This window comes from Pseudoclavibacter sp. RFBB5 (assembly GCF_002931555.1).
Classification (GTDB): Bacteria; Actinomycetota; Actinomycetes; order Actinomycetales; family Microbacteriaceae; genus Pseudoclavibacter.
The window spans coordinates 305,608-312,320 of record NZ_PSTZ01000006.1 but is presented as its reverse complement, the minus strand read 5'-3'; the positions used below and the strand labels follow the sequence as shown (position 1 = coordinate 312,320).

The 6,713-nt window shown below is 67.4% G+C and carries 6 protein-coding genes; all 6 read right to left on the bottom strand.

Annotated elements, in window-relative coordinates; all coding sequences use genetic code 11:
- Positions 1–161: 161 nt before the first annotated feature.
- From tyrS to argB, 6 genes are read right to left on the bottom strand one after another with little or no spacing between them, the layout of a single operon-like run.
- The gene (gene tyrS / locus C5B97_RS07930; RefSeq protein WP_104311542.1) at positions 162–1,466 is read right to left on the bottom strand and encodes a tyrosine--tRNA ligase; all 1,305 of its coding nucleotides are present in this window, start codon (positions 1,464–1,466) and stop codon (positions 162–164) included.
- 28 nt (positions 1,467–1,494) lie between these two features.
- The gene (locus C5B97_RS07925) at positions 1,495–2,136 is read right to left on the bottom strand and encodes a DNA-3-methyladenine glycosylase (RefSeq protein ID WP_104311541.1); all 642 of its coding nucleotides are present in this window, start codon (positions 2,134–2,136) and stop codon (positions 1,495–1,497) included.
- A gap of 8 nt (positions 2,137–2,144) precedes the next feature.
- Positions 2,145–3,578 carry an argininosuccinate lyase gene (gene argH / locus C5B97_RS07920; RefSeq protein ID WP_104311540.1) on the bottom strand — a complete coding sequence of 478 codons (1,434 nt, stop codon included), beginning with the start codon at positions 3,576–3,578 and terminating at the stop codon, positions 2,145–2,147.
- 2 nt (positions 3,579–3,580) lie between these two features.
- On the bottom strand, positions 3,581–4,780 hold the full coding sequence (locus tag C5B97_RS07915; RefSeq protein ID WP_104311539.1) for an argininosuccinate synthase: 1,200 nt from the start codon (positions 4,778–4,780) through the stop codon (positions 3,581–3,583).
- A 55-nt stretch (positions 4,781–4,835) separates the two neighbouring features.
- A complete protein-coding gene (gene argF / locus C5B97_RS07910) occupies positions 4,836–5,765 on the bottom strand; it encodes an ornithine carbamoyltransferase (protein ID WP_104311538.1) in 930 nt (309 codons plus the stop codon).
- Positions 5,766–5,820: 55 nt separating this feature from the next.
- The gene (argB, locus tag C5B97_RS07905) at positions 5,821–6,711 is read right to left on the bottom strand and encodes an acetylglutamate kinase (protein WP_104311537.1); all 891 of its coding nucleotides are present in this window, start codon (positions 6,709–6,711) and stop codon (positions 5,821–5,823) included.
- Positions 6,712–6,713: the final 2 nt, after the last annotated feature.

Sequence of the window (6,713 nt, the reverse complement as noted above, 5' to 3'; positions counted from 1 at the left end):
CAAGTGGCAGATGCTGATCTTTCTTTCAGAACTGTCCGGCCCGTGCGACCCGCTCTCGCGTTTCGCTCCGTCGGCCTGACGAGTGATTACATTACGCAGGGCCAGCCCGGCGCACAACTCGGCGCACATCCCGGGCGTGTCGGTGACAGCCGGACGAGCCGTCAGGCCCGGAATACCAGGCCTGCGAGCGTCTTCTTGCCCCGACGCAGCACAGCGACTCCGCCGGCAAGCGCGACCGATCCACTCACGACGGCGGACTCATCGGTCACTCGCTCATTGTTGAGCGAGACCCCACCCTGCGAGATCGCACGGCGGGCCTCACCGAGACTCTTCGCGAGTCCGGTGTCGACAAGGGCCTGCGCGACCAGCGCACCATCCACGATCTCTGCGTTCGGAAGTTCGAGGATCGCCGAGCGCAACGTCTGGCCATCGAGCTCGGAGAGCTCGCCCTGCCCGAAGAGCGCCGCGGAAGCTGCGATGACCGCTTCGGTCGCTGCCTCACCGTGCACCAGCGAAGTCACCTTCGAGGCGAGCGTCTTCTGCGCGACTCGCTTGAAGGGCTCGGTCTCGACAAGGGTCTCGAGCTCGGCGATCTCGGCACGAGTGAGGAACGTGAAGATCTTGATGCGAGCGATGACGTCAGCGTCGTCGGTGTTGAGCCAGAACTGGTAGAACGCGTACGGACTCGTGAGCTCGGCGTCGATCCAGATCGCATTGCCCTCGCTCTTGCCGAACTTCGTCCCATCCGCGTTGGTGATGAGGGGCGTCCCGAGCGCATGGACGCTTGCGCCTTCCGTGCGGCGGATCAGATCGACACCGGAGGTCAGGTTGCCCCACTGGTCGCTGCCACCCGTCTGCAGAACGCAGCCGTAGTTGCGATGCAGCTCGAGGAAATCGATCGCCTGCAGGATCTGGTAGCTGAACTCCGTGTACGAGATACCCGCCTCGGAGTTGAGCCGGGCCGAGACGGCATCCTTCTTGAGCATCGAACCGACACGGAAGTGCTTGCCGATCTCACGCAGGAAGTCGATCGCCGAGAGCGGCGCCGTCCAATCCAGGTTGTTCACCATGCGCGCCGCGTTGTCACCCTCGAACGACAGGTAGCCATCGATCTGCCCGCGGAGGCCCTCGACCCATTCGGCGACGGTCTCTCGGGAGTTGAGCGTGCGCTCCGCAGTGGGGCGCGGATCGCCGATGAGACCGGTCGAACCGCCGACGAGTCCAAGCGGCTTGTGGCCGGCGAGCTGCAGGCGACGGAGGAGGATCAGCTGCACCAGGTGGCCGAGGTGCAGGCTCGGAGCGGTCGGATCGAACCCGCAGTAGTACGTGATCGGCCCCTCGTTCATCCGCTCCTTGAGCTCGGCCAGATCGGTCGAGACGTGGATGAACCCGCGCCACTCGAGTTCGTCGATGACGTGCTCGAAGGTGGCGTCGTTGTGCTGGGTCGTCAGATCACGCGTAGTCACCGCGCAACCGTATCAAGCAGTTGACGACTCAGTGCCGCCCCGCGCGGAGTGACCTGTGCGCGATGTAGCGGGAAACGGACGCCTCGCCGTCGAGCCAGAGGCGCCAGTCGAACGGATGCGCACCACCCGGGGCGCCAACCCCGACGCGAAGCCCGCGCACGACAGCACGCCGCGCGTTCGGCGCAGGCGGCTCAAGCGCGAAGGGGTCGGCGTCGAAGCGGGCGCCGTCATCGCCGATCATTGCGCCGAGCGCCGTGACCAGGTTTCCCGGTCCTCGGGCCAGCTCATGTTCGCGCAGCGGAGCAGCCGAACGGCGGCCCTCGCTGCGCCGAGCCCTGGCCAGCTCGACCCCGTCGACGACCTCCCCGGCTCGCAGAAGGACTGCGGATGAGATCCCGGCCTCCCCCGCCACGACGTTGAGGCAGGTGTGGATGCCGTAGATGCGGTACGCGTACAGGTGCCCGGCGGGGCCGAACATCGTCGAGTTCCTCGCCGTTCGACCCCGGAAGCCGTGCGACCCCGGATCATCCGATCCCGCGTAGGCCTCGACCTCGGTGAGGCGGATGGACACGGTGCCCTCTGGCGAGGTACGCGAAAGGACCGCCCCCAGCAGCGCGTCTGCTGCGGGGAGCGGTCCTTCGCGAAGGGCCCCGTGGAGGTCCTGGTTCACGTGGGAGCCTAGGACCTGAGCGACGCCAGTCGCTCGCGGAGTTCTGCGATCTGCTCGGTCACACGGACGGGAGCCGTACCGCCCCGTCCGTCTCGGGTCGCGACGGAGCCGTCGACCGACAGGACCTCGCGTACCTCAGGTGAGAGATGCTCGGACACCGCCGAGATCTCGTCGTCGCTCAACCCGTCGAGGTCGACTCCCCTGGATTCTGCAGCCTGGACCATGGACCCGGATACCTCGTGGGCCACCCGGAATGGGACCTGGCGCTTCACGAGCCACTCTGCGACGTCCGTCGCGAGCGAGAAGCCCTGCGGTGCGAGCTCACGCATCCGCTCACCGTGGAACGTGAGCGTCGCCACCATTCCCGTGAAGGCGGGCAGCACGAGCTCGAGCGTCTCGACGGAGTCGAAGATGGGCTCCTTGTCCTCCTGCAGGTCGCGGTTGTACGCGAGCGGGAGCGCCTTGAGCGTCGCCAGCAGGCCGGTCAGGTTGCCGATGAGACGCCCTGCCTTGCCGCGAGCGAGCTCGGCGATGTCCGGGTTCTTCTTCTGCGGCATGATGCTCGACCCCGTCGAGTAGGCGTCATGCAGCGTGACGAAGCCGAACTCCTTCGTGTTCCAGAGGATGATCTCCTCGGAGAGACGCGACAGGTCGATGCCGATCTGCGCCGCGATGAACGCGAACTCCGCGACCAGGTCGCGGCTCGCCGTCGCGTCGATCGAATTCGGCGAGGAGGACGCGAACCCGAGCTCGCGCGCCACACGCACGGCGTCGAGCCCGAGCGTCGACCCGGCGAGGGCGCCCGCGCCGTACGGCGACTCGTCGAGTCGCCGATCGAAATCGCGCAGACGATCGAGATTGCGAACGAGCGGCCACGCGTGGGCGAGGAGGTGGTGCGAGAGCAGCACCGGCTGGGCGTGCTGCAGGTGCGTCCGGCCAGGCATGATGACCTGGATGTTCAGCTCGGCCTGCTGCGCGAGCACGTCGACGAGCGTCTCGAGCTGCTCCGCGATGGTCGCACTGTGGTCGCGCAGATACATGCGCACGAAGGTCGCGATCTGATCGTTGCGGCTGCGACCCGCGCGCAGCTTGCCGCCCAGCTCCGGACCCGCGATCTCGATGAGCCCGCGCTCGAGAGCGCCGTGCACATCCTCATCGCTCTCCGCCGCCACGAACTCGGCAGCGACGACACGTCGCTCGAGCTCGGTGAGCGCGTCGAGCATGCCGGCGAGCTCAGCCTCGTCGAGGTAGCCCGCGGCCGCGAGCGCACCAGCGTGCGCCCGCGACCCGGCGATGTCGTACGTGGCGAGCTGCCAGTCGAAGTGGGTGGACTTCGACAGCCGCGCGAGCTCCGGGGACGGCCCGTCGCTGAAGCGACCGCCCCAGAGCGCGCCCTGCGTGGTCACTCCCCCGGACTTCGGTCCGCCCTCGGATGCGACCATGCTCAGAGTTCCGGCTTGTCGCGGCGCGCGGAGATCTTGGACGGCAGGCTCCAGAGCTCGATGAAGCCCTTGGCGTGCGACTGGTCGAACGTGTCGCCGGTGTCGTAGGTCGCGAGGCTGTAGTCGTAGAGCGACTCCTCCGAACGACGGCCTGTGACGACGGCGCGGCCGCCGTGCAGCGTCATGCGCACCTCGCCGGAGACGTGCTCCTGCGTGTGGTTGATGAACGCATCGAGCGAGCGCTTGAGGCCCGAGAACCAGAGTCCGTCGTAGACCAGGTTCGACCACTCGGCCTCGATGCCGCGCTTGAAGCGTGCGACATCGCGCTCGAGCGTCAGGTCCTCGAGGTGCTCGTGCGCCTCGATGAGGGCCAGTCCGGCCGGGGACTCGTAGATCTCGCGGCTCTTGATGCCGACGAGGCGGTCCTCGACGACGTCGATGCGACCGACACCCTGGTCACCGGCGAGCGTGTTCATGAGCTCGACGACCTGGATGGGCGAGAGCGCCTCGCCGTTGATCTTGACCGGGACGCCCTGCTCGAACGTGACCGTCACCTCGGTGGGCTCGCGAGTCTCGTCCGGGCTCTTCGTGTAGGTGTAGAGGTCTTCGATCGGCGGGTTCCACGGGTCCTCGAGGAAGCCGGTCTCCACCGCGCGACCCCAGACGTTCTGGTCGATCGAGTACGGGCTCTTCTTCGACTGCTCGATCGGCAGGTTGTGCTCCTGCGCATACACGATGGCCTTGTCACGTGTGAGCGCGAGGTCGCGCACCGGCGCGATCGACGTGAGCTCCGGGGCCACGGCCGCGACGGCCGCCTCGAAGCGCACCTGGTCGTTGCCCTTGCCCGTGCAGCCGTGCGCGATCGAGTCGGCACCGAGCTCGCGGGCGGTCTTCGCCAGGTGCTTCGCGATGAGCGGGCGAGAGAGCGCCGAGACCAGGGGGTAGCGCTTCTGGTAGAGCGCGTTCGCCTTGAGCGCGGGCACGATGTAGTCGCTCGCGAACTCCTCGCGAGCGTCGACGACCACGGACTCGACAGCGCCGCAGTCAAGCGCTCGCTGTCGCACCTTCTCCATGTCCTCACCGGCCTGGCCGACGTCGATCGCGAGTGCGACCACGTCCTTGCCGGTGGCATCCTTCAGCCAACCGATGCCGACGGAGGTATCGAGACCTCCGGAGTATGCGAGAACGACGCGTTCCGTCATCAATGCTCCTAGCGTTTGAGTCTTGTGTTCAGTCTATGTGCGGTGGATGCGCGGGTCAGGCCGCGGCTTTGGCGAGTAGCCAGACGAGGAGTGCCTTCTGGGCGTGGAGGCGGTTCTCCGCCTCGTCCCAGATGACCGACTGCGGACCGTCGATGACCGCCGCGTCGACCTCGTAGCCCCGGTCGGCCGGGAGGCAGTGCAGGAAGATGGCGCCATCTGCGGCCTTCGCCATCGTCTCCTCGGTGACCCGGTAGGCGCTAAGCGCGTCGATGCGGGTCTGCTTCTCGTCTTCGCGTCCCATGGACACCCACGTGTCGGTCACGACGACATCGGCCCCGGCGACGAGGGCGTCGACGTCGTCGCCGACCATCACGGAGCCGCCGGTCTCCGCGGCGATGCGCTCGGCGTCGGCCACGACGTCGGCGCGCGGCTGGTAGCCGACGGGCGCAGCGATGCGGACGTGCATCCCCGCCGTCGCGCAGGCGAGGAGGTAGGAGTGACCCATGTTGCTCTCACCGTCGCCGAGGAAGACGAGCGTGCGCCCCGCAGGGTCACCGAGGTGCTCGTTGACCGTGAGCAGATCAGCGAGCAGCTGGCACGGGTGGAAGTCGTCACTGAGGGCGTTCACGACCGGAACGAGCGCGCCGTGCGCCATCTCCTCGAGGCCGCTCTGCGCGTAGGTGCGCCAGACGATGGCGGCGACCTGGCGCTCGAGGACGCGAGCCGTGTCCGACGCCGTCTCCTTGCCACCGAGCTGGCTGGACGCCGTCGAGATGATGAGGGGCGAGCCGCCGAGCTCCGAGATCCCGACGTGGAACGAGACTCGCGTGCGCGTCGAGGTCTTGTCGAAGATCACGGCGACGCTGCGAGGGCCCTCGAGCGGACGCGCGGAGAAACGATCGCGCTTGAGCACCGCGGCGAGCTCGAGCACCTCGCGCTGCTCGGCGGGTGTCAGATCGTCGTCGCGGAGGAAGTGGCGAATCACAGTGTTGCCTTTCAGTGGGTGACGGAGAGGTGTCAGAACGACGGGCGTACGCGCATCAGGCGGAGACCTTGGTGCCGAAGCCCTCGGAGGTGAAGATCTCGAGCAACATCGAATGGGGCACCCGGCCGTCGATGATCGCGGCCTGGTCGACACCGCCCTCGACGGCTTCGATGCACGCCTGCACCTTCGGGATCATGCCGGCCGACAGCGTCGGAAGCAGGGCACGCAGCTCTTCGAGCTTGATCTCGGAGATGAGCGAGTCGACATCCGGCCAATCCCGGTACAGGCCCGCGACATCAGTGAGCATGATGAGCTTGGCCGCGCCGAGCGCCTGCGCCAGCGCCGACGCGGCTCGGTCAGCGTTGATGTTGAGCGCCTTTCGGGGCGTGTCGATGTCGCTCGCGATCGACGAGACGACGGGGATGCGGCCGGCCGCGATGTCGGCCTTGACCACCGTCGGGTCGACGCTCTCGATCTCACCGACGAGGCCGAGATCGACGGTCTCGCCGTCGACGAGGAGCTTCTTCCGCCTCGCCTGGAACAGGCCGGCATCTTCTCCGCTGGTCGCCACCGCGATCGGAGCGCGCTCGTTGATCGCCGCCACGAGCTCACGCGCTACCTGGCCCCCGAGCACCATGCGGACGACCTCCATGGCCTCCTCACTGGTGACGCGGTAGCCGTCCTTGAACTCGCTCTCAATGCGCAGCCTGCCGAGCATGCGGGAGATGTGCGGGCCGCCGCCGTGCACGATCACGGGCTTGATGCCCGCGTAGCGCAGGAACGCGATGTCAGATGCGAACGCCTCGAACAGCTCGGTGTCGACCATGGCGTTTCCGCCGAACTTGATCACGAGGACACGACCCGAGAACTCCTGCATCCACGGCAGCGCCTCGATGAGCGTCTCGACCTTGGAGGTCGCCTTCTCGTACAGGTCAGGAGTGGTCATGC

Bases quoted from the DNA above. Each gene is read 5' to 3' on its own strand.
- argH (WP_104311540.1), bottom strand. From the start codon at position 3,578: ATGGTCGCATCCGAGGGCGGACCGAAGTCCGGGGGAGTGACCACGCAG.
- C5B97_RS07915 (WP_104311539.1), bottom strand. From the start codon at position 4,780: ATGACGGAACGCGTCGTTCTCGCATACTCCGGAGGTCTCGATACCTCC.
- argB (WP_104311537.1), bottom strand. From the start codon at position 6,711: ATGACCACTCCTGACCTGTACGAGAAGGCGACCTCCAAGGTCGAGACG.